This window comes from Pantoea sp. YU22 (assembly GCF_003970755.1).
In the GTDB taxonomy this organism is placed as follows: Bacteria; Pseudomonadota; Gammaproteobacteria; order Enterobacterales; family Enterobacteriaceae; genus Pantoea; species Pantoea piersonii.
The window spans coordinates 1-23186 of the sequence record NZ_RYDU01000030.1; the positions used below are offsets into that span (position 1 = coordinate 1).

The 23186-nt window shown below is 50.6% G+C and carries 28 protein-coding genes and 3 pseudogenes; 21 read left to right on the forward strand and 10 right to left on the reverse strand.

What is annotated here, in order from left to right; translation table 11 throughout:
- Positions 1–84 (reverse strand): annotated as a pseudogene (locus EKL29_RS21970) (phage tail protein); the annotation flags it as partial.
- Between the two features lie 60 nt (positions 85–144).
- Between EKL29_RS21970 and EKL29_RS21975 the strand changes: the two are divergent.
- The 9 genes from EKL29_RS21975 to EKL29_RS22015 all read left to right on the forward strand — a co-directional run bounded on the left by EKL29_RS21975 (position 145) and on the right by EKL29_RS22015 (position 7421).
- The gene (locus tag EKL29_RS21975; RefSeq protein WP_120454855.1) at positions 145–759 is read left to right on the forward strand and encodes a recombinase family protein; all 615 of its coding nucleotides are present in this window, start codon (positions 145–147) and stop codon (positions 757–759) included.
- A 98-nt stretch (positions 760–857) separates the two neighbouring features.
- Entirely contained in the window at positions 858–2027 is a 1170-nt protein-coding gene (locus tag EKL29_RS21980; RefSeq protein WP_126690743.1) for a phage tail sheath protein, read from the forward strand.
- A 12-nt stretch (positions 2028–2039) separates the two neighbouring features.
- Positions 2040–2549 carry a phage major tail tube protein gene (locus EKL29_RS21985; protein WP_120454851.1) on the forward strand — a complete coding sequence of 170 codons (510 nt, stop codon included), beginning with the start codon at positions 2040–2042 and terminating at the stop codon, positions 2547–2549.
- Between the two features lie 56 nt (positions 2550–2605).
- Positions 2606–2902: a phage tail assembly protein gene (locus EKL29_RS21990; protein ID WP_126690744.1), complete on the forward strand. Its 297-nt coding sequence runs from the start codon at positions 2606–2608 to the stop codon at positions 2900–2902.
- A gap of 14 nt (positions 2903–2916) precedes the next feature.
- Positions 2917–3039, forward strand: a complete 123-nt coding sequence (locus tag EKL29_RS21995; protein ID WP_120454847.1) for a GpE family phage tail protein — start codon at positions 2917–2919, stop codon at positions 3037–3039.
- Positions 3032–5494: a phage tail tape measure protein gene (locus tag EKL29_RS22000; RefSeq protein WP_126690745.1), complete on the forward strand. Its 2463-nt coding sequence runs from the start codon at positions 3032–3034 to the stop codon at positions 5492–5494. Before EKL29_RS21995 ends, EKL29_RS22000 begins: the two co-directional genes overlap by 8 nt.
- Positions 5491–5997 (forward strand): phage tail protein, encoded by a 507-nt coding sequence (locus EKL29_RS22005; RefSeq protein ID WP_126690746.1) that lies wholly within the window; start codon positions 5491–5493, stop codon positions 5995–5997. The genes EKL29_RS22000 and EKL29_RS22005 overlap by 4 nt, the downstream gene beginning before the upstream one ends.
- 14 nt (positions 5998–6011) lie before the next feature.
- Complete coding sequence (locus EKL29_RS22010; protein WP_126690761.1) at positions 6012–7136, forward strand: contractile injection system protein, VgrG/Pvc8 family; 1125 nt, start codon at positions 6012–6014, stop codon at positions 7134–7136.
- Positions 7137–7211: 75 nt separating this feature from the next.
- Entirely contained in the window at positions 7212–7421 is a 210-nt protein-coding gene (locus EKL29_RS22015) for an ogr/Delta-like zinc finger family protein (protein WP_120454839.1), read from the forward strand.
- 174 nt (positions 7422–7595) lie between these two features.
- On the opposite strand, the gene EKL29_RS22020 is transcribed toward EKL29_RS22015, so the two are convergent.
- The 4 genes from EKL29_RS22020 to EKL29_RS22035 form a co-directional block, all read right to left on the reverse strand.
- Entirely contained in the window at positions 7596–7961 is a 366-nt protein-coding gene (locus EKL29_RS22020) for a hypothetical protein (RefSeq protein ID WP_120454837.1), read from the reverse strand.
- Positions 7962–8148: 187 nt separating this feature from the next.
- Positions 8149–8574: a hypothetical protein gene (locus EKL29_RS22025; protein ID WP_126690747.1), complete on the reverse strand. Its 426-nt coding sequence runs from the start codon at positions 8572–8574 to the stop codon at positions 8149–8151.
- Complete coding sequence (locus EKL29_RS22030) at positions 8552–8968, reverse strand: polymorphic toxin type 44 domain-containing protein (protein ID WP_311779066.1); 417 nt, start codon at positions 8966–8968, stop codon at positions 8552–8554. Before EKL29_RS22030 ends, EKL29_RS22025 begins: the two co-directional genes overlap by 23 nt.
- Entirely contained in the window at positions 8965–9456 is a 492-nt protein-coding gene (locus tag EKL29_RS22035) for an Hcp family type VI secretion system effector (RefSeq protein ID WP_126690748.1), read from the reverse strand. The genes EKL29_RS22030 and EKL29_RS22035 overlap by 4 nt, the downstream gene beginning before the upstream one ends.
- Before the next feature lie 432 nt (positions 9457–9888).
- Here EKL29_RS22035 and EKL29_RS22040 point away from each other — a divergent pair, with 432 nt between their 5' ends.
- Positions 9889–10032, forward strand: coding sequence for a tail fiber assembly protein (locus tag EKL29_RS22040; RefSeq protein ID WP_218834525.1), 144 nt, complete (start codon positions 9889–9891; stop codon positions 10030–10032).
- 72 nt (positions 10033–10104) lie between these two features.
- Here EKL29_RS22040 and EKL29_RS22045 read toward each other — a convergent pair whose 3' ends face one another.
- Positions 10105–11010: a hypothetical protein gene (locus tag EKL29_RS22045; RefSeq protein WP_126690749.1), complete on the reverse strand. Its 906-nt coding sequence runs from the start codon at positions 11008–11010 to the stop codon at positions 10105–10107.
- Positions 11011–11316: 306 nt separating this feature from the next.
- On the opposite strand from EKL29_RS22045, the pseudogene EKL29_RS22050 reads away from it, so the two are divergent.
- Positions 11317–11439 (forward strand): annotated as a pseudogene (locus EKL29_RS22050) (phage tail protein); the annotation flags it as partial.
- A gap of 217 nt (positions 11440–11656) precedes the next feature.
- Here EKL29_RS22050 and EKL29_RS22055 read toward each other — a convergent pair.
- Entirely contained in the window at positions 11657–12016 is a 360-nt protein-coding gene (locus EKL29_RS22055) for a hypothetical protein (RefSeq protein ID WP_126690750.1), read from the reverse strand.
- Between the two features lie 535 nt (positions 12017–12551).
- Between EKL29_RS22055 and EKL29_RS22060 the strand changes: the two genes are divergently transcribed.
- The 3 genes from EKL29_RS22060 (at position 12552) to EKL29_RS22070 (ending at position 14921) form a co-directional block, all read left to right on the forward strand.
- Entirely contained in the window at positions 12552–13973 is a 1422-nt protein-coding gene (locus tag EKL29_RS22060; RefSeq protein WP_126690751.1) for an integrase family protein, read from the forward strand.
- A complete protein-coding gene (locus tag EKL29_RS22065; protein ID WP_126690752.1) occupies positions 13970–14590 on the forward strand; it encodes a hypothetical protein in 621 nt (206 codons plus the stop codon). The genes EKL29_RS22060 and EKL29_RS22065 overlap by 4 nt, the downstream gene beginning before the upstream one ends.
- Positions 14591–14711: 121 nt before the next feature.
- Positions 14712–14921 (forward strand): helix-turn-helix domain-containing protein, encoded by a 210-nt coding sequence (locus tag EKL29_RS22070; protein WP_227741500.1) that lies wholly within the window; start codon positions 14712–14714, stop codon positions 14919–14921.
- A 100-nt stretch (positions 14922–15021) separates the two neighbouring features.
- Here the strand turns inward: EKL29_RS22070 and EKL29_RS22075 are convergent, their stop codons facing one another.
- Positions 15022–15204, reverse strand: coding sequence for a YlcI/YnfO family protein (locus tag EKL29_RS22075; protein ID WP_126690753.1), 183 nt, complete (start codon positions 15202–15204; stop codon positions 15022–15024).
- Positions 15205–15348: 144 nt separating this feature from the next.
- Between EKL29_RS22075 and EKL29_RS22080 the strand changes: the two genes are divergently transcribed.
- The 7 genes from EKL29_RS22080 to EKL29_RS22110 all read left to right on the forward strand — a co-directional run bounded on the left by EKL29_RS22080 (position 15349) and on the right by EKL29_RS22110 (position 21509).
- Positions 15349–15543, forward strand: a complete 195-nt coding sequence (locus tag EKL29_RS22080; RefSeq protein ID WP_311779068.1) for a host cell division inhibitor Icd-like protein — start codon at positions 15349–15351, stop codon at positions 15541–15543.
- On the forward strand, positions 15536–15730 hold the full coding sequence (locus EKL29_RS22085; protein ID WP_126690755.1) for a hypothetical protein: 195 nt from the start codon (positions 15536–15538) through the stop codon (positions 15728–15730). Before EKL29_RS22080 ends, EKL29_RS22085 begins: the two co-directional genes overlap by 8 nt.
- The gene (locus EKL29_RS22090) at positions 15720–16088 is read left to right on the forward strand and encodes a hypothetical protein (protein ID WP_126690756.1); all 369 of its coding nucleotides are present in this window, start codon (positions 15720–15722) and stop codon (positions 16086–16088) included. The genes EKL29_RS22085 and EKL29_RS22090 overlap by 11 nt, the downstream gene beginning before the upstream one ends.
- The gene (locus EKL29_RS22095) at positions 16085–17821 is read left to right on the forward strand and encodes a primase-like DNA-binding domain-containing protein (RefSeq protein WP_126690757.1); all 1737 of its coding nucleotides are present in this window, start codon (positions 16085–16087) and stop codon (positions 17819–17821) included. The genes EKL29_RS22090 and EKL29_RS22095 overlap by 4 nt, the downstream gene beginning before the upstream one ends.
- Positions 17822–19170: 1349 nt before the next feature.
- Entirely contained in the window at positions 19171–19959 is a 789-nt protein-coding gene (locus tag EKL29_RS22100) for a TIGR04255 family protein (RefSeq protein ID WP_126690758.1), read from the forward strand.
- A gap of 12 nt (positions 19960–19971) precedes the next feature.
- Complete coding sequence (locus EKL29_RS22105) at positions 19972–20631, forward strand: hypothetical protein (RefSeq protein ID WP_126690759.1); 660 nt, start codon at positions 19972–19974, stop codon at positions 20629–20631.
- 17 nt (positions 20632–20648) lie between these two features.
- A complete protein-coding gene (locus tag EKL29_RS22110; protein ID WP_126690760.1) occupies positions 20649–21509 on the forward strand; it encodes a hypothetical protein in 861 nt (286 codons plus the stop codon).
- 29 nt (positions 21510–21538) lie between these two features.
- Here the strand turns inward: EKL29_RS22110 and EKL29_RS22115 are convergent.
- Both EKL29_RS22115 and EKL29_RS23030 read right to left on the reverse strand, forming a co-directional pair.
- A pseudogene (locus EKL29_RS22115) lies at positions 21539–21823 on the reverse strand (capsid portal protein); the annotation flags it as partial.
- A gap of 931 nt (positions 21824–22754) precedes the next feature.
- The coding region (locus EKL29_RS23030; protein WP_311779067.1) for a DUF3658 domain-containing protein at positions 22755–23186 on the reverse strand (432 nt) is incomplete at its 5' end.

The window sequence follows — 23186 nt, forward strand, 5'->3', positions numbered from 1 at the left end:
GTTTGGAGGCGTCGCTGACGGCCAGGGAACCGGTACGCCGACCGGCAGCGCAGAGCCTTCTCCTAAACCAAGGTTTTTGATAAAGCCGTCTCGCATGGCAAAATCCGCCAAAATCCGTCTTCGGGAAGCTAAAGAGAAAAATTTATGGCCGTAATTGGTTATATTCGCGTATCAACAATTGACCAGAACTGCGACTTACAGCGAAACGCGCTGCTAAGCGCAAACTGTGACCATATTTTTGAAGATCGTATCAGCGGAAAAGTGGCCAGCCGTCCTGGACTTAAACAGGCCCTCAAACGCATCAGAAAAGGCGACACGCTGGTTGTATGGAAACTCGACAGGCTTGGGCGCAGCGTAAAAAACCTGATAGCGCTGATTTCAGAACTGCACGAGCGCGGCGCGCATTTCCGTTCGCTAACAGACAGCATTGATACCAGCAGCGCAATGGGACGCTTCTTCTTTCACGTTATGTCCGCGCTCGCTGAAATGGAGCGTGAGTTAATTGTCGAACGTACTCTGGCCGGACTGGCTGCAGCCAGAGCGAAAGGGCGAATGGGCGGAAGACCCAGGGTTTTAACGCCGGATGAAGTTGAGCAGATTAGCCGGCTGCTGGCAAAGGGACATACCCGTCAGCAGCTGGCCATCATCTATAACGTCGCGCTATCGACCCTCTATAAATACTTCCCTGCGAAAGCGTCAAAAAGCCGCAAGCCTGACCTGATGACCGAGGCGGAAAAAAGCGCGCATAACCATCTGTGAAAAGCCAATGTCCACTCATCCCTCAGCAAACCGCAACCGCATGATTTCCCTTACCTGACCTGACAATCTGAGCGCACCCTCAACACGGAGTGCATCAGATGTCTGATTATCATCACGGTGTACGCGTTGTCGAAATTAATGACGGCACGCGCACCATTTCTACCGTATCCACCGCCGTAGTCGGCCTGGTCTGCACCGCAGACGACGCAGACGCAACGGCTTTCCCGCTCAACACCCCGGTGCTGCTGACTAACGTGCAGGCCGCTATCGCTAAGGCTGGCAGTAAAGGCACGCTGGCCGCATCGCTGCAGGCGATCGCCGATCAGGCGAAACCGGTCACCGTCGTGGTACGCGTCGCGAAAGGCGCAACCGACGCGGAGACTATCTCCAATATCATCGGCACCACTGATGAAAAAGGCCAGTACACCGGCATGAAGGCGCTGCTGACCGCGCAGACGCAGCTCGGCATGAAGCCGCGCATTCTCGGCGTGCCGGGGCTCGACTCGCAGGAAGTGGCGACCGCGCTGGCGAGCATCGCTCAGCAGCTGCGCGCCTTCGCCTATGTGTCAGCCTGGAACTGCAAAACCATCAGCGATGCGATGAGCTACCGCAAAAACTTTAGCCAGCGCGAGCTGATGGTGATCTGGCCCGACTTTATTGCCTGGAATAGCGCGACCAGCGTTGCCGATACCGCCTGGGCGACGGCGCGCGCGCTCGGCCTGCGCGCCAAAATCGACAACGACACCGGCTGGCATAAAACCCTGTCGAACGTTGGCGTCAACGGCGTCACCGGCATCTCCTCTTCAGTATTCTGGGATTTGCAGCAGAGCGGCACCGACGCCGACCTGCTGAACGAAGCCTGCGTGACCACCCTGATCCGTAAAGATGGCTTCCGCTTCTGGGGCAACCGCACCTGTAGCGACGATCCGCTCTTTGCATTTGAAAACTACACCCGTACCGCGCAGGTACTGGCCGACACCATGGCCGAAGCGCATATGTGGGCCAACGACAAACCGCTGACGCCGGTGCTGGTACGTGAAATCGTGGCGGGCATCAACGCCAAATTCCGCGAGCTGGTCAACGCCGGTTACCTGCTGGGCGCCTCCTGCTGGTATGACGAAAGCGCTAACGACGTCGCCAGTCTGAAAGCGGGCAAGCTTGCTATCGACTACGACTACACGCCGGTGCCGCCGCTGGAAGACCTGACGCTGCGCCAGCGCATCACCGACACCTATCTGGCGAACTTCGCCGCATCCGTTAACAGCTGAGGAGCCGGATAAATGGCACTACCCCGCAAACTGAAAGGGCTGAACCTTTTCAATGATTCAAACAGCTATCAGGGCGTTGTCTCTTCCGTCACCCTGCCGAAACTCTCCCGCAAGCTGGACGCCTACCGTGGCGGCGGCATGAACGGCGCTGCCTTTATCGACAACGGTCTGGACGACGACGCGCTCGATATGGAGTGGACTATCGCCGGTATGGACGATCTGGCGCTGTCGCAGTGGGGCGGTTCCGCCGTACCGCTGCGCTTTACCGGCTCCTACCAGCGTGACGACACTGGCGAAGAGATCGCGGTAGAGATTGAGGTGCGCGGCCGTCACCAGGCGTTCGACTTTGGCGATGCCAAACAGGGCGAAGACACCGAAACCAAAATCACCACCAAAAACACCTATTTCAAACTCACCTGGAACGGTAAAGAGCTGATTGAGATCGATACCGTCAACATGGTCGAGAAGGTAAACGGCACCGATCGCCTTGCGCAGCGCCGTAAAAACCTCGGCCTGGCTTAACCCTGACGCCAGCGCCCGGCGCTGGCCTTTTATCCTGTCAGAACGCGGAGAGAAGCATGGAACAGAAAGAGAATATCGTTGAATTTGAAACCCCGCTGAAGCGCGGCGATGCGGAGATCGCACAGGTTGAGCTGATTAAGCCGAACGCGGGTTCGCTGCGCGGCGTGCGTCTTGCCGATCTGGCCTCTTCCGACGTCGATGCGCTGCTGACGGTGCTGCCGCGTATCACGCTGCCTGCGCTGACCAGGGCGGAATGCCACAGCCTCGACCCGGTAGATTTGATTGCATTAGGCGGCAAGGTGATCGGTTTTTTGCAGTCGAAGTCGGCGCCGTCGAATGGCCAGACGGACTGACGGTCAATGACCTGATGGCTGACATCGCCGCCATTTTTCACTGGCCCCTTTCTGAACTGAACGACCTGCCGCTGGCCGAGCTTCTCGACTGGCGGCATAAAGCCCTGATCCGCAGCGGAGCAAATACGGATGAGTGAAGACCTCAAACTGCAGGCACTGCTGAAAGCGGTTAATCAGGCGCTGCGCCCGCTACAGAGCCTCCAGAACGAAACGCAAAAAGTCACCGACACCATTACCGACACGCGCCAGAGCCTGGCGGCGTTACAGGCGCAGTCAGCGAAAATCGATAGCTTTCGCGCCACCAGCCGCCAGCTGAGCGACACGCAGCAGAAGCTGAAAGAGGCGAAGGCTGAAACGGCTTCGCTGGCGCTGGCGATGCGCAGCAGCAGCCAGCCCGCCGACGAACAGAGCCGCGCGCTGGAGAAGGCGCGTCAGCGGAGCGTCGCGCTGCAAAGCCAGGCGCAGAGCCTGCGTCTTTCCGTGCAGCAGCAGCGTGAGAGCCTCAACAGCGCGGGCATCGCTACGCGCAGCCTGAGTAGCGAACAGCTGCGGCTGAAAGCGGCGACGGCGCAGACCAGCCTGAATCTGAATGGCCAGCAGCAGCGGTTGCAGCAGCTGAGCCAGCAGCAGGCACGCCATAATCAGGTAACGGAGCGCTATCGCGCAGGCCAGGCGCTGGCGGGCAAGATCCGCAGCGCTGGCGCAGCTGGCCTCGGCATGGCGAAAACAGGCTTTACCGCCGGCGCCGCGCTGCTGCGTCCCGGCTACGAGCTGGCGCGCACCGAAGCCGCGCTGCAGGCTAAAACCGGCCTGCAGAAGGGGTCGCCGCAGGCGGCGGCGCTGGATAAACAGGCACGCCGCGTCAGCGTGCAGACGGGCATCTCGGCGCAGGACGTTGCGCAGACCCAGCTCAATATCGCCCGGGCGGGCGGGTCGGTTGACGACATTACCGCCGCGACGCCGGTCGCGCTGAATATGGCACAGGTAAACAGCCACTCAGCGGAGGATAACGCCGGTCTGCTGATGGAAACGAAAACCGCTTTTGGCCTCGACAGTGGCGATATCGCCCATCTTGGCGATGTGCTGAATGCCACCCTCGACCAGACCGGCATGAAGTTCGAAGAGCTGAGCAGCGCGCTGAGCAGCGTCGCGCCAGTGGCGAAAAGCGCAGGCGTCGGCGTTGAGCAGACCTCCGCCATACTGGGACTGCTGGCGAAGAACCACATTACCGGCGCGGCGGCGGGCGAAGAAGCTGGCGCGGTCATGACGCGGCTGCAGATGCCCGGCGCCCAGCATAGTATCGCTGCACTCGGCGTCCAGACCCGTGATGAAAACGGCGACACGCGGCAGATATTACCGCTGCTGAAAGATATTCAGGCCGCCTTCGCCAGGAAGGGCATGGGCGCGGCACAGCAGGCTGACGTGCTGAAAAATATTTTCGGCGAGAAGGCGGCCTCGTCAGCGTCGCTGCTGGCGCAGGGCGCGTCCAGCGGTGAGCTGGAGACGCTCACCACCTCGGTGCAACAGTCAGATGGCGGTACGGCGCGCATGGCGCAGGCGCAGCAGGATAATCTCGGCGGAGATGTGCAAAAGCTGGACGCCTCAAAAGCGGCTATCGGCGTCGATCTCTACGCGCCGCTCGACGGCACGCTGCGGACGCTGACTCAGGATGCGACGCAGTTCCTGCAGACGGTCGACCAGTGGCTGCAGGATAACCCGACGCTGGCCAGCGGCATCGCCACGGCGGCGGCCGTGGCGCTCACCTTTGTCGGCGCGCTGGGCGCCATCGGCATGGCTGTCTGGCCGGTAGTGAGTGGCGTCGGCGCCATTATGGCGGGCGTTGAAATACTCGGCGGGCTTTTCACCGGGGTGGGTGGTGCCATCGTGACCGCCATCGGCGCCATTAGCTTGCCAGTGGTGGGCGTCGTCGCGGCTATCGTTGGCGGCGCGCTGCTGATCCGGCGCTACTGGGAGCCGATCAGCACCTTTATCAGCGGCGTCGCGCAGGGGTTTTCTGATGCGATGGGACCGATTAGTGCTGCCTTCACGCCGCTGCAGCCGGTCTTTAACTGGGTCACGGATAAGGTCAAATCAGTGTGGAGCGCGTTTACGCAGCTGCTGGAGCCGGTTAAATCGACCCAGGAACAGCTGACCGCGGCAGGCAATATGGGAAAAAGCTTCGGCAATATGCTCGCCGAGGCGCTGAAGGTCCCCGGTCATGCGCTGGATCAGCTGATGAGCGGCATCGACTGGGTGCTGAATAAGCTCGGTATCGCCAGCAACAAAGGCAAAGAGCTGAAAGCGGAGCTGCCGCCAGACGAGACAGCCGCGCCGGACGGCACTGCGATCGCAGCCGACGGGCTGCAAAAGAGCCTGCCCGTCAGCGGCGTGCCTTATCGACCGGTGGTGACGCCTGCTGCTGGCGGCGGCGCGGTGCAGCAGAACAGCTACACCAGCAATATCACGGTCAATACGCAGTCCAGCATGGATGGCAATGAGATTGGACGAATAGTGCAGCAGCAGATGGATCAGCATCGTATTGAACAACAAAACCGGCAGCGCAGCGCCATGACAGGAGGATTGTACTCATGATGATGATCTACGGCATGCTGCCCTTTATGCGGCAGACGCTGCCCTACAATCAGATGTTACATGACAGCGGCTGGAACTGGCCCAGCAACAACCGCGTCGGCAAACGTGCCGCAGTGCAGTTCACCGGCAAAAGCAACGAAAAGATTTCCCTGAGCGGCGAACTGCGCCCGGAGATTACCGGCGGCCCGGTTAAGGCGCTGGCGTTTCAGCTGCTGGCTGACGAAGGGCGCGCCTGGCCGCTGATCGGCGGCGACGGCACTATCTATGGCATGTATGTCATCGAAAGTTTTAAGACGACGCACAGCGACTTCTACGCCGACGGCAGCGCGCGGGTTATCACTTTTACTCTGGGGCTGCTGCGCGTCGATGATTCGCTGGTCTCGATGTTCGGCGACCTGCAAAAGCAGGGCAGCGAGCTCTGGACGAAGGCGGAAGCGGCGGCGGGCAAGCTCTCTTCTGGCATCAGCAGCGCTGTTGCAACGGTGGGGGGCTTATCTCTGTGAGTGAACTCAGCACGATGGCGATTAAGGCAGGCGGCCAGCTGGCACCCGATTTTATGTTGTGGATCGGCAGCAAAGACGTAACCCCTAACCTGCGCGAGCGTATGGTCTCGCTGTCGCTAACCGACAACCGCGGCTTTGAAGCGGATACGCTGAGTATTACGCTGGACGACAGCGACGGCCTGCTTCAGCTGCCGCAGCGCGGCACAGTGGTGTCGCTGTTCCTAGGCTGGGTTGGCCAGCTGCATAACAAGGGCGACTATACGGTCGATCAGGTGAGCCATAGCGGCGCGCCCGACGTGCTGACTATCACCGCGCGCAGCGTCGATTTTCGCGGCGAGCTGAACAAGGCGCGTGACGTCTCCTACCATGACGCCACGCTGGGCAGCATCCTGACGCAAATAGCGCAGCGCTGCGGCCTGATTTTGCAGATGGCGGAAGGGTTCGCCGGGATCAAAATCGATCATATCGATCAGACCCACGAAACCGATCCCAGCTTTGTTACCCGGCTGGCGAAACGCTATGGCGCGGCAGCGATTATCAAAGCGGGACGCCTGCTTTTTTTGCGGCCCGGCAGCGGGGAATTAGCCAGCGGCAAAGCGATCCCAACGGTATTACTGACGCGCCAGCAGGGCGACAAGCACAACTTTATGGTTGCCGACCGCACCAGCTACAAAGGCGTTCAGGCGAAATGGCTCTCTACTCAGGAGGCGAAAACGCATATCTTCCAGATGCAGCGTAAGGCAAAGGTCTCGAACGCCAGCGCTGTCGCCCATCCAGATGCGAAAAGCCCGCCAAAGCAAGCGGATGATAACGAAGGCGAATATACCGCAGGTCAAAAAGAGAGCCTGCTGGTGCTGCCGGAGGTCTTTGACAGCAAAGAGGCGGCGAAGCAGGCGGCGGAGGCTAAGTGGAGCGAGATACAGCGCGGCGTGGTTCACTTTACCTTTCAGCTGGCGACAGGACGCGCGGATCTTTATCCTGAAACGCCGGTGCAGGTCAGCGGCTTTAAAACCGTGATTGATGCCAGCGCCTGGATCATTAGCAAGGTGACGCATAACCTGAGCGTTAAAGACGGCTTTACCACCACGCTGGAGCTGGAAATAGACATCTCAGATGTTGAGTACGAAGAAATTAACTAACTAATAGTTAATTAATTTGCTTTTTGTGAGTATTTGAGGCGATAATTGCCTCGTTAACCATCGAGGAACTCACAAATGATGCATTGCCCGCTGTGTCAGAGCGCTGCCCATACCCGCAGCAGCCGTTACATCTCTAACGAGACCAAAGAGCGCTATAACCAGTGCCAGAACATTAACTGCAGCTGCACTTTTAAAACACACGAGAGCGTGACCGGGATGATCGTGACGCCCGGTAAAATCGAGAAGGTCGCGACTGGCAAGAAGCAGGCCGAAGCCCGCGCCTGAGCGCCTGATGAGCAAAGCCCGCGTAAGCGGGTTTTTTTATGGCGGCAGCGCCGCCTCTTGGAGTTCTGTCAATAAGTGTACTGGCGGGGAGGGTGTGGCTTGCCGCGTTGGCAATAACTGTACCCGCTGGCTTTGCGCATAAAAAAACCACCTGTAAAAGGTGGTTTGCTTTAGCTACCAGCTTAGTTCTTGCTTAGTGGCTTTAACGTTCTGTTTATACATTATTTCGAGCGTGGTATAGGTGCACATATCCAGCGCGCCCTGACAGTAATCTTTAATGACGCGATCCAGTATTTTCCTGTCGCTCACTTTTGTTAATTTCTTAAATGCTGTCAGGTTTTGCTTTTCCATTATACGCAAGGTGGTCGGCTGGCACATATCAAGCTGACCGTCACAGTAATCCGCTTTTACTCGCGCTTGAATGTAGCTGATCACTTCCTGCTTCTGGCTTTCTGAGCCATCAAAGTCCAGCGGATGAATAAAGCCTGCGTTTGCAGTGGCGGAAACGAGTAAAACGGCAGCCCCAAAAAGTAACTTCATGAAGAAATCCTTATCAAAAAAGTAAGCGCTAAGATTAATCCGAATCGATTTAGAAGTGAACTGTTGAAGCGACACAAGCTATGGGTATTGAGAAATTATTGAGCCAGGCCCTGCCTGATGCAGGAGAAAGCCTGTGCAGGCACGCTGAATGAAGGGAAGCGCCTGAAGAAAGATTGAAGTTTTATATTCAGTGCGGCGATGCGGTGAGATAGACGGGGACGGTATAAATAATATCACCAACGCGGCAGGCGGGCGCATTGGTAAAGCGGTACAGGGTTCCTTTTGTCGAAAGATAAATCGCGCCATTTTCAGCTCTCTGGAAGGCGTTACGATCGCTAGTAATCATAAAGGGTTCGTTGTCATGCTGTAGAGCTGCCATAACGGCGCGCTCGTCTTTACTGGCATCGTATAAATAGAAGCGGTAAGAGAAGTCTGTTGTAGCGCCTGCGCTGGCTTCTGTAATGTAGAGGCTTACCTGCCGGGTAACGGGGATCTTTTGCAGTAAGGTTTGTTCTAGCGGGGAGAACTGAATGATTTTAAAAGCTATCCAGATAAAAACAGGCAAAAGTAATAAAAGCAGATAGCGTTTCTTAAAAACCTGCACGTTTCGCATATTCGATACCCATTCTTATCCAGGCCTGATCGTCTGGATCGTCGCCATAAGGGGCTGATCTATACCAGTCGCCAAAGGCTGGCGAACTTGTGCCCGCTCGGCTTTGCGCCCATCCCGCAGCCCTGAGCAGAACTTCTGTGGTAATGCCGGCAGCATGTCCAACCGCCCCATAATGAAAGTTACCAAAGTTAGCATATTGCTTGCCGCATTGGTTCTTATAGTCCCAAGGGCCATGGTTTTTTACCTGCTGATAAAACCAGATATAAGTTAATGCCGAAGGGCCACGATGCAGTCTTGCCAACATCATATTTTGTAAAATATTAACTCCCGGTGGAGCAAAAGAGGAGACATCATAGGGAGGATGTGGCGAGGCTGCTAATGTTGGATATCTCACGCTTGCGCTCGCTCATTCCAGCTATCCGCAAAAAGTAAATTCCCATCGCAATGCTTCCAGGTAATTTTTTCATAGCGAAGCTCAATACATTCAAGGTGGTTATGCTTTTCTTTACTTGTATCCTTAGTATCATGCATAACAGGTGATACCCCCACGATCCTGACACCTTCAAGCAATATATTGAAATACTCTGCTTCTTGTCCCGCATAGTCGATGTGGTACCACTTGAACTCAGCAGATTTTAGCCTTTGTCCAGTGGCTACCGCTTTATAAAGATACGGAGAGGAACTATCAAATTCTTTTTGTATTAAGACCGGCGAATGTTTACGTGTTCCGGTAATTTTACCTGTCATTGCATCAACAGGAAGACTCAAATTATGAGAAAATGCGGTGACTTCAATACTGTCTTCACGGTCATGAACATCAACTGAACCTCGGATAATAGAACCGCCATCATCCTTTATCCATAAGTAAGCCGGAATAGCCATTTGAACTCCTTTTTCGCCCTAGTCGATAGATAAACAGAACTCCTATTTCTAAAAAGGAAATTATTTAAAGTCAAGTTTAAATGCAATTGGCAAATTGTTTTTTTTGGATGTTAATACACGCTCAAATAAAAGGTTCAATGTAAATTTAACATATATTGATGGCTTATTTTTTTAGTAGGAGTATTCATATTAGGAATGATTCTAATTACAGCTTCGCTTAAATAAGGTGGGTACTCTAGGGGAGAGCAGTTACAATAACGATTAATTCAAAAGTAAAAATCTCTCTTTTGATGAGATTAAAAGATGTGTCATATGCTTTTTACCTCATCATGATTTGATTATAAGCTTATAATTCAGGTATAGGTGAAGAATATATAGCCAACGAGATGGAAGGATAGGTGGCCGAGTTTTACGATATTCATATGTTGTTACTTGCAGGATGCTTGTGATTTGGGGAGGGCTACAAATGAAGAAGCAAACCGCCTTATTTCATGGAAGAAATATCGCGTTATGTTGATGCGGGTCAATATGGAAGAAGTCCAAAATATTAAGTGGCCGGAAACGCTCGAGGAGTAAAAAGGTCTGCCGACCTTTTTATAACTTAACATACCGTTCAACATGGCTTGCGCTGGTAATATCCTTTTTCTACTAAGGTTTTTTACCAGCTGACTTTGATTTTTTCCTTTCCTCGAGAAAACTTTGTATCTGCTTATCATTTTTGATAACCAAAGAGAGAAACTTCATTTTTATTTGATATTTTAGCGCATCATCTTTATATTTTAGGATGCTGGTCTCCCCTTTAAATTCAAGTGTTGGAGCTTCAAAAACTCTTCCTTCGGCAAAAACAAAAGGTAAAGCTTTATCTTTATATTCAGTATCTGATTTCCTTTTAACTAGCTCTGGCAACTCCTTAATTGTTTTTTCCATGTCTGTTGTAGCATCAAGGCCCAAAGATAAACGAAACTGGTAGTTGAAGTATTGTTCAAGACCTCTAATTACTGGCATCTGATTTAAACTTGTTACATAATAAGTACGATTTTCATCTTGAATCATCCTCTCAAGATCCGCATCAAGTGATTTATTTATTGTCTTAAACCAATCACTGTCAGGATCGTCTGCATGCAATAATTCACGCGATCTATTTTGAACTTGCTCAGCTAAGTCATATTGCATTTTAAATTGTGCATAGATAGCCCATATCCATTCATTTAGATTTTTCGCGACTTGAACCTGACTAGAGTTGCCGTAACGCTCAAGCTCATCTAAGTATCTTTGATAGGATTCAATAGCCTTTTTGAAATCTTCATACTTCGGGTCTAATTCATAGGTAGTCAAACCATAACCTTTGCTAAAAAGGGAATGTAATTCTGAATATGCCTTATTGAAGTTATCAAGCTCAGATGCGCCTTTATTATAAAGTTCTTTGTGAAGCTCCATTACAAATTGTTCTTTTCTATTTTTTTCGTCATAAAGCTCCTTGCCAAAAAAACCTACAGCAGTTAGCGAAGCAGTTACTATGGCTGTAATGATATTATTCCTTAATTCTTTACCCATATTGTTCCCAATAAGTTAATTTGAAAGTTCCGGATGGATACTGATTATATTAATATTTGTTTCATCGGTTGTATTGATACGTTTAATCATAATGGATGGTTTGTCAATAACAAAGCTTCGACAATCACAATTAGTCCCGCAGCTTGATAATTAGCAAAGATTTATATCAACTGAATAAGTTTATCCATTGGATATGATTTGCTCTTAAGCTAGGGTCTTGTGTGATTATCTGCACAATGCCCGCAGGATGCTCTCGCGCCCGCCACCTTTCACCATAGCGGAACCCCTTTACAGGAGAACCGCCACATGACTCAAGATTATCACCACGGCGTGCACATTGAGGAAGTCAACGAGAGCACCCAAACTATCACCACCCTCAGCACGGCAATCAGCGGTCTGGTCTGCACCGGCGGCGACGCCGACGTGGCAGCAGATACGTTCTATGGCCACGTGGAAAGTATTGGGATGTGCGATTCAAGCATATAAAAAACAATAAACTGGAGTAGCTTCCTGTGGCAGACAAGTCTTTTGCGAATGAAAATGAGGCATGGCAGGCCGCTTACGCTGACTGGGAGCACAAGCTAAAGCGGCTGGAATCGTATAAGTGATATTTATCTCGATGTGATTTTTGATAGAACGAAACTTATTATCGAGGAGTGGAATGTTTTTTCTTTTCAGCGACAAAAATTAGAAAGAAGCTATAAGCGTAAGCAATGCAGAAGGCAAAATAAAGCATTGATAATGGATTTGTAAAATTATTATAAGCTGTAGAGTAGAGCTTTGATTGTTCAGGAGAAAGATTCAATTTAGTCTCCGCATAATTGTGTCTTAAATATAACCCAATCCAAAGTGAACCTGTCGTAAGCACTAAATAAAAAGATAATTTGGAAATTATTTTTTCAAGGAATTCCATATAAAATGTGGGGTCAGAATATGCAATTTTTGTGAATATGTTCATGAGTACAAGAAATCCACCAATCATCCTCATGTATAAAGCTTCACTCATAATTACCCCAAAATTTTTCGATATTTTAACAAGTTTAAAGGAAAGGGATTATTGTAAGCGGAAAAGTACTTTTGCATAAAAATATATTGGAGCATCTGGTAGGAAAGGCAGGTTTAACCAGGTAAAGAGAACTTTGACACTCCTCAACAAAGGTATACGCCCTTCAGATGAGAGGGTTCGGCATTTCACGTTTCATCTATTCAGCTGGTATGTAGCTAAGCCCGGGGGGGCAAAAAGGGGGCAGCTGACTATCAGAAACAAAAAACCACCTCTGAAAGGTGGATTAAGTGAATGATTTTAATCAAAAAATTGGTGGCCCCTGCTGGGTTTGAACCAGCGACCAAGCGATTATGACTGCAAAATCAAAAACTTACGTTAAATTCCCTCTCTATGCTTTTCAATACCTTCCCAATATAATGACCGCTGTATAAATAACCAGAAATCATTCCAAATACGCTCTCGGGGAATCCTATAGGTATCCTGGCTGGACCATGCGATTCGCAGGATACCCTGATCGTGTGGTCGAGGAGGCTGGATGGAAACGTTCAAATTCACGAAAACCAGGCTGGAAGAGCTGCCTCCTGCTGCCAGGGGACAGGTGGAGTATGGTGACACGGTAGTGAACGGGCTACGGATCCGTGTCGGAGTCAGCGGCATTAAAAGTTTCTGTGTGTCCCGCAAGAAAAACGGAAAGTTTTTCCGGGCAACGCTGGGGCGTTTTCCTGCGCTGTCGGTGGAGAATGCCCGGGCGAAAGCACTGGAAGTCATGGGCAACATGGCCCTCAGCGGTCAGAACCCCAATATTCAGAAGCGTGCGCACGAACGGGCAGCCGTCACCCTGCAGGACGCCCTGGACACCTATATTCTCAGCCGCGAGCATCGCCTGAAGCCGGCTACCGCAAAACAATACCGGAGCATTCTGGGCAACTATTCGGGGGACTGGCTCTCACAGCCTCTGGCTTACATCACCCGCGATCGCGTTGAAGCCCGTCATAAAGCCATCACGCATGGCACGGTCTGGTATGGTGCGGATAAGCGTTCCCTGCGACGGGGTGCAGGGCAGGGGAGTCATGCTCAGGCAGATTTATGGGCTCGCGCACTCAGGGCGGTTTACCGTTTCGCACACGATCACTACCGGGATGAGGTAGGGCGAACTCTGCTTCCCGATCCACCCACACTTGTCCTCAGCACCAAGCGTAAATGGCATGGCACGGTCAGGAAAAGCGACCGCATCCGTACCCATGATCTCGGCCGCTGGTTATCTGCGATAGAGATGGTAAGGCAGCAGGCGGAGCTGGAGCGTGATGACTTTGCCGCGACCGTATGTGATGCCGTGGAAATGGCCACATTCACAGGGCTTCGGAAGTCCGAAATATTCGGTCTCGCCTGGTCCTGCGTTAACCTGGGAGGCCGCTACTTCTGGATTGATACGACAAAAAACGGCGATCCGCTTGAGCTGCCTGTCACCGGCACCTTGCTGGCATTGTTCCGCCGACGCGAAGCGGCACGCCGCGAGAAGCATCCTCTGGTCTTCCCGGGGATAAAGACCACCATCAAAGAATACCGCCATGTCACCGGGCGCATTAGCCGGTCAACTGTTCCTGACCCCAATCCGGACAATCTGCAGCCTATCCCGTTCAAGTGGCATGACGCGAGGCGAACTTACGGCACAGTGGCGGAGCTGGCCGGGGTGGGAAGCTATATCCTGAAGCGGCTGATGAACCACCGGACGTTGCGCAGTGCCGATGTGACGCAGGGGTATCTGCACTTTGGCGCGGATGAACTGCAGGCGCCTGCAGCAAAAATTGAGCACGCCATCCTGAGCTACAGCGGGAGAATAGAGAAGCCCGAAGGTCTTGATGCCCGGCTGAAAGAAGCGATGGAACACCTCAGTGATGATGAGAAACGAAGACTGCTTTTCTCACTCTCAGAAAAGGTGAATGAGGTCAGAAAATGATTGATGATATCAAAGCGGAAATGACAAAAAAGCTGGTAGAGCTGGCCATGGAGGAGCCGGTAACAGGGTACATCAACATGTATTATCTAGCGTTGTCCTGTAGTGATGCCGCTCGCAAGGCATATATTGCTGAAATCTCAGATCCACTCTGGTGCGCGCATTTCGCGAAAAACAACTTTGACCGTGCCCGGCTGACATTGCTTAAATCCTACCTTCTGCACCTGTTTGAGCAGCGTTATCACATAGCTGTCTCACTACTCCCCGTTATAAAGTCTTTCGACATTCTGGGACAGACCGATACCGCGTCATTTGTAGATATCGCAATGAATAAGCTGCGTGAGTCTGATGATTTCCGCCGGGAAGTGTATAGCGGCCATAACAGCAGGAATGCTTCAGGGCGGCGTAACAAGCATGCAGATGAGGTGATCGCGATAATGTCAGAAACCTGGCGTCATTATCCGCATACCCCTAAAAACGCCATGATCAAAAAGGTATATGGCCACCTGAAGGGAAAGGTCAGTGAAGAGACGCTGGCGCGCTGGATTAAGGAGGAGAAGCTGGGGCCCGTTTCTGTCGTCCGGCCGTGTCCTCCTTTTCGTCTGATCATACCCTCATAGCGCGTTATGATCCCCTTATAGCGCGTTATGATCCGATCATAGCGCGCTCTGAGACTACCCCCGGCCTATCCAGCGATAGATATTCACCATCAGTTTTTAACTGCTAGCGATGGTGATAATCATGCAACACCCTGTCAGCCCGAAAATAACCTGCCGTCTGACCCGCTCAGAGGCGGCTCTCTATCTGGGGATTACACCGCAGACCCTCGCCAACTGGGCAAGTACCGGTAAGGTGCAGATCCCGCATTACAAAATTGGCCGCAAAGTTATCTATTTTCAGTCAGACCTGGACGCTTATCTGGCGTCCACGCGTCGTACGCAGACCGTGTGAGGTTACCCATGCTGACTCAGCAAACCTTCACATGCTTCTGGCGGGATGAGTTTGATATGGCAACCGGAGTTTCTGCACTCGCTGGTGTTTCCAGTCGTGGTCAGCCTTTGGATTTGACACCCTGGCGCTTTAGTTTTTCTCGGCATGCCTCTTTAACCCAAGAGCTGAATTTACCAGGACCTGCGGCAGTATCGATTTGCTCTAAAAGGTCATCTTCGAACCGAATGTTTTTAACGGTGCTATTCGAACGATCAAAATTGCGCTTAGATGTTTTATCTTGCATTGGTATGTACCACTCATATAATGTTATTTTAGATGGTACATACCATCGCTTGCGCAAACAAGATTTAAAACAGCGAAGCCCGCAGGTGCTACCAACACCAACGGGCCTCTCACCTAACCGTTAGTCGAGGTAACAGTCATGGCTATGAACAAGCATACCCAAACTCGCCCTAAATATCAGTATCGCTTCCTGGCCGTTTCCCGTCAGGACCGGTCTGTTCCCCCGTTCCGTCTCTGTATCGATGCCGGCTCAGAGCAGGAAGCGCGCCACCTGTTGACCCCTTGCTTCATCCTTTCCTTTGCGGGCCAGCTTCCCGTTCAGGAGGCCCAAAATGCGTGAACCCATGGATTTAGATCAGGCTGAATTCTATGCCGAACTGGCCACCTCCCTATATGAGGTGATTATGGATAAAGCCTGTGAGGAGTGTACGCCCCAGCTGTTGCATCTCATCAGTCTGGCCTGCGATATCAACTTTGAGGTCTACCGTGCGCTCAGGGCTGACGGAGGAAAGCAACATGATCAGTAACGTGAAGTTTAACGAACTGGCCGGCCGGGTTGAGGCGCTTACTGCGCGCGTCGGAGACCTGGAAGCCCGCCTGAATGCGCTGGTGGATTCACAGGGCGGTACCATTCCGCCCGGTATGGCGCCGGTCAGCACGCTGGCCGCTGAGTTTGGTATTTCCACCAAAAAAGCCGAGGAACTGGCGCACAACGCGGGGGTGATGCTGGTGCGGCATAAAACTGGAGGCTATCTGGTGCCGGACGAGAAGTTTCGTGAAGCGGCACGGCTGGTACTGCGTGCAGCCAAACGGAAGTACGGCTCGGCTTACTGGTATCACCCGCTGATTGGCAAGTTCCAGATGAGCGGAGGGTTACCGAAATGAGCGTGACGGAAATGGAGACGGAAATCCTGTCTGACGCGCTGTTCAGCTGCATTTACCTGTGGGTGAATGGCCATCCTATTGATAAAAAAGCGGCCCGCGAGGCCGCTTCACGGCACCGGGATAAACATTCCTGCTACGGCCGGCTGGCGCAGAAAATGAAAGACTTCGTGCCTGGCAGTGGCATGAGCTATGAAGCCCTGTGTGAGGCAGGCCTTTGTCAGACAGACGCGAAAAAGCAGCGCCAGAAGCGGGTAGACCTGATCGCCGGTTTTACGGGCGAGGAAGCGGTTAAGGCGCTGCTGTGTGATACGGCACGTATCAACCGCCTTTTTAATGCCGGAGAGAAGGAGGTAAAAGCATCCCGTCAGGCGGGGCTCTCTCTTTCCCAGATGGGGCCCAGCCAGCGCGGCGAGGTGCTTCTTGAGCACTATAACGGGCAGCTGGCGCTGGATGCTGACTCTGACGTGGTGCATCACTATAACGGCATCGTCTGGCAGCCCGTGAGCGACCGGGAGCTGGCGCGCCAGATGGCGGCTGTCTTTATCGACAGCGAAACGGCGTATTCCATGCCGGCCATGAAGAATGCCGTCGACGCCATGAAGCTGAGCCTGCCGGTGATGGGGATGCCGTCCCGCCACCTTGTCGGTTTCCGTAACGGGGTCTTTGACACCCGGCAGGGGATTTTTCGCCCGCACGATCCCGACGACTGGTTGCTTATCGCCAGTGACGTCACCTTCACGGCGGCTGTGAAGAACGAAACGCTGGCAGAGCACGCGCCTGTTTTTCAGCAGTGGCTGAACGGGTGCGCCGGGCATCATCCGCGTAAGGCTGACCGGATACTGGCCGCCCTCTATATGGTGATGGCCAACCGCTACGACTGGCAGCTTTTCCTCGAGGTCACGGGGGCAGGGGGAAGCGGGAAGAGCGTGATGGCTGAAATCTGCACCATGCTGGCGGGCAAGGGCAACACCGTCTCAGCCAGCATGGCCGCGCTGGAGAACCCGCGTGAGCGCGCGCTCATTGTGGGGTACTCGCTCATCATCATGCCGGACATGACCCGCTATGCTGGTGACGGTGCCGGCATCAAGGCCATTACCGGCGGGGACAAGGTGGCAATTGATCCCAAGCATAAGGCGCCGTACTCCACGCGCATCCCGGCCGTCATTCTGACTGTCAACAATAACGCCATGTCGTTCAGCGATCGCAGCGGGGGCATATCGCGGCGCCGGGTTATTTTTAACTTTTCACGGGTCATTCCGGAGCATGAACGTGATCCGCTGATGACGGTAAAAATTGAGGCTGAGCTGCCGGTTATCATCCGCCACCTTCTCAGCCGCTTTGCAGACCAGCAGGAGGCACGTCAGCTGCTGTCTGAACAGCAGTCTTCTGAGGAGGCTCTGGCCATCAAGCGCGAGTGCGATTCGCTGGTGGATTTCTGCGGTTACCTGACGGCTTCACAGCAGTGTGACGGCATGTTTATCGGTAATGCAGAAGTGATCCCGTTCAGTCCGCGACATTATCTCTATCACGCCTATATGGCTTACATGCGGGCGAACGGGCTGAGCAAGCCGGTATCTCTGACGCGCTTCGGCACGGACATGCCTGGCGCCATGGCTGAGTATGGTAAAGCGTATCTTCGCAGGAAAAGTACCAAAGGCCATATGCGCTCTAACCTCACGCTCAGTCAGGAAGCTGAAACGTGGCTACCTTTTGCAGGTGAAGACGAAAAATAAAATAATAAGATAAGTGTCCACTACTCTCCACTTCCAATGTTTTTTATTTTTATAACAATAACTTAATGGGTGGATAGTTAATTTTTGACTCTCCACCGTTATTTATATATTTATTAGAAAACAAAGGGTTAATGGGTGGATAGTTAGGGTGGACAGTCTCCACTTTCCTGCCTGAAAAACGCCAAGGAGAACAGGTGGAGAGTCTGAGAAATGGGTGGAGAGTAGTGGACACTTGAATAACAACTATCCACCCATTAACCATCTGAAATAAAAACAAAAAACGCCAAAAGTGGAGAGGTGGACAGTTAAAGTACTATTCTTTTTTTTCGTGCGTTTCAAAACAGAAATTATTGCTCTTTATGTGTCCGAAAATCAAGAGGATGAGTAAATCACCTTTATCCTCACCTGTACCAAAATGAAGGACGCCGAGGAGCCGAAACGCCGGGCGTACGACCTGCAGCCGGTAAAGCTGTTTACCGACGAAGAGGGTGAGGAAATCCATTCTCTAGCCGTGCGGGATGTAGCTCGGGAGGCTGATGAGCGCGAACCAGAACTGGCTGGCGTGCCGAATATTACAGGTAATCATATGGCACTCTGGCAGGCTATTCGTAGTCGTATCGCTAGCCGGGAGCATGTACAAAATGATTGTACGCGACGACCTTAAAGCAATGGGGATTAATACCAAGCACTTTACCCGCTGGCTGCAAAAGCTGACTGATGATGGTCTGGTTATCCAGAACGGTGATCACCTTACGCTCCATTCTCATCATAAAAGTGGGTAAAAAAGTGGGGAGGTGGTGGGCAAGGTGGGGAGCGGGACCCCACATTCCCCACTTTTTCCCTGTATACACCCAGAAAGTGGGGAGCACCCCTGAAACCCGCATCAGCACTGGCCTGAGCAGGGTTTTGCAAAAAACAGGTGGGGAGCAAGTGGGAGATTGAAAAAGTGGGGAGTACTGAGTGACAGGTGATCGGTCAGGTGCTTGATCATACCTACCTGAAGGCCCTAGTCATTTAGTAAAAATCCATACTCATCGCCTGCATTGTGCCAGAAGCAAGCCTTGTAACCTGAACAAGTATGGTCCAAGCATTGTGAACACTTGTTAAGCCTGTTAACGGCGGGCTTTTGCTTAAGTCATGCACCGGCATGAAAACCACTACATAAAGCGGGCAGGCGTGGCGGGGATAGCATTGCGCGCAGACTGGATTGTATACATAGCATTGACATCTAAAGGAAATCATCAAAGGAATCAAAAAGTGTGTAATTTTTGATGCGGCTCAGCGAAAAGTGTGTAAAAATCGCCTACCATAATAATTAGAAAAATTAACGTTGCCGCTTAGGAGTCGCCATGAACGAAAATTTGATCTACGTGCTGGCTAAAGTTCAGTTTGGTCGCATCACTGAAAGCAGGTTCAAAGAACGTGCAGATGCGGTTCAAGAAGCTTTACGTAAAGATTATCCTATCGTAAATAGTAATAATACATTTACGACTATTCAATTTGATGTTGCAAATCCAGGGGACAAACAAGTACAGCAGTCAACTGAAAATATAATCAATATATGCTCTTCAAATCGCGAATGGGGTATTAGGATTTCACATAGTTTTTTAATATTACATACCAAATCTTATGCTGGGTTTGAAAACTTTAAAAGCAGGTTAACCTCAATATTAAGCATTGTAGAGAAAGAATTTGGGCTTTATCATTCTGCTTTTGTTGGGTTCAGGTTTGTGAATAAGTACCCATATGACGGTCAAGATGATTTTACAAAAGTATTTAGAAAAAGAGAATTTATTCAACCTAGCTTAGAGTTGGAAGGTGCTCTCAAAGCAGGTTCAAATCTTGCTGCGCATTATGTTAGCAATACAAATAATATATTGATAAATTCTGGCGTTTCTATCGGAGGCCCTAAAATTCCTGGTGAATTCGCTGACCTGCCTAATGACTTAGGTCTCAAAGTAGGCGAAACTCATGAGGGCGTTTGGGCGCATCTTGATATTGATAGCTTTTATAGTGAGCCAGACGTATTAAATGACTTTTCTGTAGAAGATATTATGCAAAAGTACAGTGCCTTAAGAAAACTTGCTAACGATGCATTTGCTCAAATTGTATATGCAAACCAAGCTGAGCTTGGGTAAAAGGAGGCGAAAATGACATACTACACTTCTCCCCAAGCAGGCTACACTGCGTCACAAGGCTATGTAGGCAATCAGACTAGCGGAGTGGGCGCAGTTGAGGGAAAATGTGGCGGTTACGTAATGCCAAAAAATAATGTTACAAGTACATCGTGGCTTGGTGCTAAATTTGCAAAAATTGCCTTACTAGCAACACTTTTATTTTCAACTGGTGGTGTAACAACTAACCAGCAAAATGTTAGCATTAAATTCGGAGAGTCAGCATCAAACTCACATGAGGTAGTATTAAAATCTCTTGGGAATTTCTCAAATGAAAACGCTGTAACACCATCTTTAAGTAAGTTTCTTAAAGAACAATTTGGTTTTAAAACAGCCCAATGGGCAGCAGTATTGCAAATCGAAAGAAAAACTTTATACAATTGGGAAAAGAATCCTGAAACAAAGATTCAAAATAAGGTTGTTGAAAGACTCATGTCGCTTCAGCAATTCTATAAAGGGATCGAGCAAGAACACGCTATGTTTATTTCTAAATTAACTTTTGGAAAGCATAGTGATGCGGCATTCTTAAATGCTTTTACTGATACTAACATGTCGTTAGAGTCATTAATGCAATTATATGATGATCGTTATATTGAAATCGACGGTTTGTATAAGCGATTGAAACATTCAGTATAAAGAAAGGGCTATTAAGAATGGTTACAGAACAGGAAAGAGATGGGTGGCTTGCAAATGGTTGGGAGCGAGGAGCCTTCATCAAAATTGAAGAGCACACCTGTTTTTTTGAGCAGTTGCCATCTATAGCCCAAGATAAAGTCAAAGATGGGGAAAATGTATATCTTTTCCCCATCCTTAACGACTGCGCACTAGTAAACCGTTGTTTTGTAACGGAGCCTTGGGTTTATGGGATGTTATGTTGGCAGTATGAAACCCAAAGCAAAGATTTTTTGTTTGCTAAAAACCCTAGGAAATACCATTTTCCAATGGTTATTGATGGTGAGGAAAGGCTTTTCGAAGTCCTTGCAACCAGTCTTGTGACATTTAGCAGGGAGCAACTTTTTACTTATACACCAATAAGAAATATAGTTTGGCCGAAGTTTGGTTTAGATAGGATGCTTAATTGGGTCGCAGAAAGATTTAGAACTCCCACTTTCCCTGATAACTGGAACAAGCGGTTGTCTTCAAAAGACAAGCAACTAAAAAAAATATGGAAATGTGATCCTTTTGAAAAATGCTCAGGGCTCTACTTAAGAATTGAGCCTTTTCAAGAGCAGGCTGAAGATGAACCTTATGACGTTTGGGTTTACTTTTGTCTTCCAGCTGAAATGAGTTCTATGGAATATCGAAAATTTCAAAAAGAAGATGGCCCAGAGCTAAGGGAGCGACTCAACAGCACTCTTTCAAGCATAAAAAATGTAAATGTAAAAGGGATAGATTGGATCTCTGAAAACGAATTTACTAAAAGATTGGAAAGAGATTATAAGAGGTGGATACTTGAGTATTATAGTTATAGCTCATCAGACGAAGCCGAAACCCCCTCCGAGTTTAGTATCTAATAGAGAAAAGGCCGAAATCGGCCTTTTCTCTATTTATCAATCAAAATATATTCTTTAAATTTTATAATTTCATCACCAAACCAAAAATTCATTTCTTTCATCCTCTCGTGCAATGGGGTTAATTCATTGCGCACAAAAACCTGAGATGCCTTCACCGCGTCACCAAACCCGCCAGTGTTATTTGGGATGATCCCCATCAGCTGCGGCAGCACGCGGTGAGCGGCCAGCATGTCGTCGCGGCTCACGTTCTTGATGTTTAACACTTATTTTGCCGCTACCTCTGACAACAGAGTGTTCGGAATATTGTCCTTTTTGCACTATACGCTCTTCATATGGTTGCCAAAGTGACGATGAATGGAAAAATCAACGGCTTAAGTGCCAGTTGAGCGCTAAGCAAAATGAGAGGCAATGCCGCTGCTGGGGTTTTGCACTTTTTGGGTAAAACCTTATTCAGACAAAGCTATCGACTTCAGAACAGGTAACCAGCCAGATGCTGGCTGAGCGCGCCGGAGAAGTATCGAGCATCTACAACCGTCATAAAGATGAATTCACGAAGAGCATGACCTGTATCCTCAAAGTGAGGATGGATGTGATAAACAACAGCTTACGTACTCTGTGCTAGGCCGAATAGCCAGCGGTCCTCAAACGGGGGGACCGGATTAAGAATCAGGACGCGGGAGGTCACAGTGACCACCCGAAGTAAAATCAGGAAGTTATTCATTAATCATCTGACTGCCAGCTCTCGTAAGGCAGACAATGTGACGGTCTTGGATAACTCAAAGACTTAGGCTGTGACCGGATGTCCGCCCTTACCGGGTAGTCATTGCAACTGCCTGAGGGTTTTGCACTATTTGGGTAATACCCTTTCAGGCCCGGCTTTCATTTTCTGAATCGACTACCAGCCTGATGATGGCAAATCACTGTGGCAGTGTCAGGGCAGGGAATAATGAGCGGGTCCTCCCGAAGGGGTACCCTGTCCACGAGGCGGCGGCCCCGCGGAAAGCTGAAAATTTTTTACTATTCATCAGTGCAGTATCAGATAGCTAACTTACTGAAATAATAGAATAAAATTCTCCAGTAGTGCACAGGCGGCTGTGCAGCAAAGCTTCAGATGAAGAGTAAGGGGGCCGGCCACCCTGATACTGAACTGCACCGAAATGAAGGGTACCGAGAGCCGAAGTGCCATGCATACAAACAGCAAGCTAAAGAATTGAGGGCATCACTGGTAGCGAAGATAGTCCATGGTTACTTTGTTCTGTATGCTTTTGAGAGCCTGACGTTGTACCGGCCGTAGCGCTGGCTGGGGTCATCGATCTCAATCAGACCGATAGAGGCGAGATATTTCAGCCTTTCCTCTATAGCGAGATCGCCTTCCATTTTCCCGTACTTCTCCAAGGTCTCTGTCATTACGTCGGCAACAATATAAGTAACACTCGTCCATTCATGAGTGCACTCCTTCAGGATCATCTCCTGGCAGGTTGCCTCATCGATATCAATGGAAGTTTTAAAGTTCATCATTTTTTTCCTTCTTTTTGAAAAGGTAGTGCGGACCAAGCCAGACACCCTGGGCATTACAATAGTCCCTCCATGCGCCACATTGTGAATCGCCACGGATAATCTAGACACTTCCGAGCCGTTGATAATACTGGTTTTCATATTCTGTCGGTGACATCTGTT

Excerpts from the sequence above, each read along its gene's own strand:
- EKL29_RS21975 (WP_120454855.1), top strand. The coding sequence starts at position 145 with ATGGCCGTAATTGGTTATATTCGCGTATCAACAATTGACCAGAACTGC.
- EKL29_RS21980 (WP_126690743.1), top strand. The coding sequence starts at position 858 with ATGTCTGATTATCATCACGGTGTACGCGTTGTCGAAATTAATGACGGC.
- EKL29_RS21985 (WP_120454851.1), top strand. The coding sequence starts at position 2,040 with ATGGCACTACCCCGCAAACTGAAAGGGCTGAACCTTTTCAATGATTCA.
- EKL29_RS21990 (WP_126690744.1), top strand. The coding sequence starts at position 2,606 with ATGGAACAGAAAGAGAATATCGTTGAATTTGAAACCCCGCTGAAGCGC.
- EKL29_RS21995 (WP_120454847.1), top strand. The coding sequence starts at position 2,917 with ATGGCTGACATCGCCGCCATTTTTCACTGGCCCCTTTCTGAACTGAAC.
- EKL29_RS22000 (WP_126690745.1), top strand. The coding sequence starts at position 3,032 with ATGAGTGAAGACCTCAAACTGCAGGCACTGCTGAAAGCGGTTAATCAG.
- EKL29_RS22005 (WP_126690746.1), top strand. The coding sequence starts at position 5,491 with ATGATGATGATCTACGGCATGCTGCCCTTTATGCGGCAGACGCTGCCC.
- EKL29_RS22010 (WP_126690761.1), top strand. The coding sequence starts at position 6,012 with ATGGCGATTAAGGCAGGCGGCCAGCTGGCACCCGATTTTATGTTGTGG.
- EKL29_RS22015 (WP_120454839.1), top strand. The coding sequence starts at position 7,212 with ATGATGCATTGCCCGCTGTGTCAGAGCGCTGCCCATACCCGCAGCAGC.
- EKL29_RS22020 (WP_120454837.1), bottom strand. The coding sequence starts at position 7,961 with ATGAAGTTACTTTTTGGGGCTGCCGTTTTACTCGTTTCCGCCACTGCA.
- EKL29_RS22025 (WP_126690747.1), bottom strand. The coding sequence starts at position 8,574 with ATGCGAAACGTGCAGGTTTTTAAGAAACGCTATCTGCTTTTATTACTT.
- EKL29_RS22035 (WP_126690748.1), bottom strand. The coding sequence starts at position 9,456 with ATGGCTATTCCGGCTTACTTATGGATAAAGGATGATGGCGGTTCTATT.
- EKL29_RS22045 (WP_126690749.1), bottom strand. The coding sequence starts at position 11,010 with ATGGGTAAAGAATTAAGGAATAATATCATTACAGCCATAGTAACTGCT.
- EKL29_RS22055 (WP_126690750.1), bottom strand. The coding sequence starts at position 12,016 with ATGAGTGAAGCTTTATACATGAGGATGATTGGTGGATTTCTTGTACTC.
- EKL29_RS22060 (WP_126690751.1), top strand. The coding sequence starts at position 12,552 with ATGGAAACGTTCAAATTCACGAAAACCAGGCTGGAAGAGCTGCCTCCT.
- EKL29_RS22065 (WP_126690752.1), top strand. The coding sequence starts at position 13,970 with ATGATTGATGATATCAAAGCGGAAATGACAAAAAAGCTGGTAGAGCTG.
- EKL29_RS22070 (WP_227741500.1), top strand. The coding sequence starts at position 14,712 with ATGCAACACCCTGTCAGCCCGAAAATAACCTGCCGTCTGACCCGCTCA.
- EKL29_RS22075 (WP_126690753.1), bottom strand. The coding sequence starts at position 15,204 with ATGCAAGATAAAACATCTAAGCGCAATTTTGATCGTTCGAATAGCACC.
- EKL29_RS22080 (WP_311779068.1), top strand. The coding sequence starts at position 15,349 with ATGAACAAGCATACCCAAACTCGCCCTAAATATCAGTATCGCTTCCTG.
- EKL29_RS22085 (WP_126690755.1), top strand. The coding sequence starts at position 15,536 with ATGCGTGAACCCATGGATTTAGATCAGGCTGAATTCTATGCCGAACTG.
- EKL29_RS22090 (WP_126690756.1), top strand. The coding sequence starts at position 15,720 with ATGATCAGTAACGTGAAGTTTAACGAACTGGCCGGCCGGGTTGAGGCG.
- EKL29_RS22095 (WP_126690757.1), top strand. The coding sequence starts at position 16,085 with ATGAGCGTGACGGAAATGGAGACGGAAATCCTGTCTGACGCGCTGTTC.
- EKL29_RS22100 (WP_126690758.1), top strand. The coding sequence starts at position 19,171 with ATGAACGAAAATTTGATCTACGTGCTGGCTAAAGTTCAGTTTGGTCGC.
- EKL29_RS22105 (WP_126690759.1), top strand. The coding sequence starts at position 19,972 with ATGACATACTACACTTCTCCCCAAGCAGGCTACACTGCGTCACAAGGC.
- EKL29_RS22110 (WP_126690760.1), top strand. The coding sequence starts at position 20,649 with ATGGTTACAGAACAGGAAAGAGATGGGTGGCTTGCAAATGGTTGGGAG.